The sequence below is a fragment of the Leucobacter sp. NPDC077196 genome, from assembly GCF_040687075.1.
In the GTDB taxonomy this organism is placed as follows: Bacteria; Actinomycetota; Actinomycetes; order Actinomycetales; family Microbacteriaceae; genus Leucobacter.
Map to the genome: position 1 here is coordinate 1 of NZ_JBFBML010000050.1, position 1243 is coordinate 1243.

At 59.9% G+C, this 1243-nt stretch carries 1 protein-coding gene; it reads right to left on the reverse strand.

The features are described 5' to 3' along the window. Positions 1-31 precede the first annotated feature (31 nt). Positions 32-1200, reverse strand: a protein-coding gene (locus tag AB0O71_RS15465) for an IS3 family transposase (RefSeq protein WP_363746741.1) whose coding sequence is annotated in 2 segments (ribosomal slippage) — positions 32-913 and positions 916-1200 — 1167 coding nt in all. Because the reading frame shifts where the segments join, the coding sequence is not laid out codon by codon here. Between the last annotated feature and the right edge of the window lie 43 nt (positions 1201-1243).

Below are 1243 nucleotides of genomic sequence, written 5' to 3' on the forward strand. Positions count from 1 at the left end.
GGGTCTGATGCACGTTGAGGTGACAGTTTGGTTAGGCAGCGAGTGCGACCTGTTTGTTCATGATGGTCTCGTACTCGAGCGGCGTCAAACGCCCCAACCTGACCTGTCTGCGACGTCGATGATAGGTGCGCTCGATCCAGGTCACGATCGCTGACCGGAGCTCGTCACGAGTCGCCCAGGTCTTACGGTTCAGAACGTTCTTCTGGAGCAGACTGAAGAACGACTCCATCGCAGCGTTATCGCCAGCAGCGCCCACCCGTCCCATCGAACCGGCCATGCCATGAGCGGCGAGCGCGCGCTGCAGTTTCCGGCTTCGAAACTGAGAACCACGATCCGTGTGCAGCACACATCCACGCACGTCTCCGCGGCGAAGCACAGCGTTGTTCAACGCGGTCACCGCAAGCGAGGAGGTCATTTGCGCGTCGATGGAGTAACCCACGATTCGGTTTGACCACACGTCTTTCACCGCGCACAGGTAGAGCTTGCCTTCACCAGTCCTATGCTCGGTGATGTCCGAGAGCCATAACTCGTTCGGGGTAGCGGCCACGAACTCGCGCTGCACCAGGTCGTCATGAACGGGTGGGCCAGGCTTTCTGCCTTTCCCGCGGGCTTTCTTCTTCCCGAATGCTGACCACCACTGCTGATCGCGGCAGAGCCGCCACGCAGTTCTGTCAGCCATCTGCTCGCCGAGGCTCTTCGCTTCGTCGGCAAGGAACCTGTACCCGAACTCGGGGTCTTCAAGGTGGGCGTCGTGGAGCGCGTTCGCGCGATACGCCTGCGTAAGGTCACGCCCGGTGACTGGACTACGCAGCCAGCGGTAGTAAGGCTGGCGGGAAAGCTTCAATACCCGGCACGACACCACGACAGGGACCCCGTCATTGGCGAGCTCTTTCACGAGCGGGTAGAGCCTTTTCCCGGCAGATGCGCCTGCGAGAGATACGCGGCCGCACGACGAAGCACTTCCACTTCTTGTTCAAGGAGCTTGTTCCGTTTACGAAGTTCACGTAGCTCAGTGTTCTCGGAACGGGTCACGCCAGGTTTCTGTCCGGCCTCGACGCGTTCCTCTCGAAGCCATTTATCGAGAGTTCCGACGTGAATACCGAAGTCCTTCGCGATCTGCGCGAGCGTCACTTCCGGGCCGCGGTCCAACGCGATCTTTATGACGTCGTCACGGAACTCTTTGGGGTAGCGAGGGGGCATAGGTTCATCCTTCCAGGCCAGCAGAAACTAGCCATGTTGAATG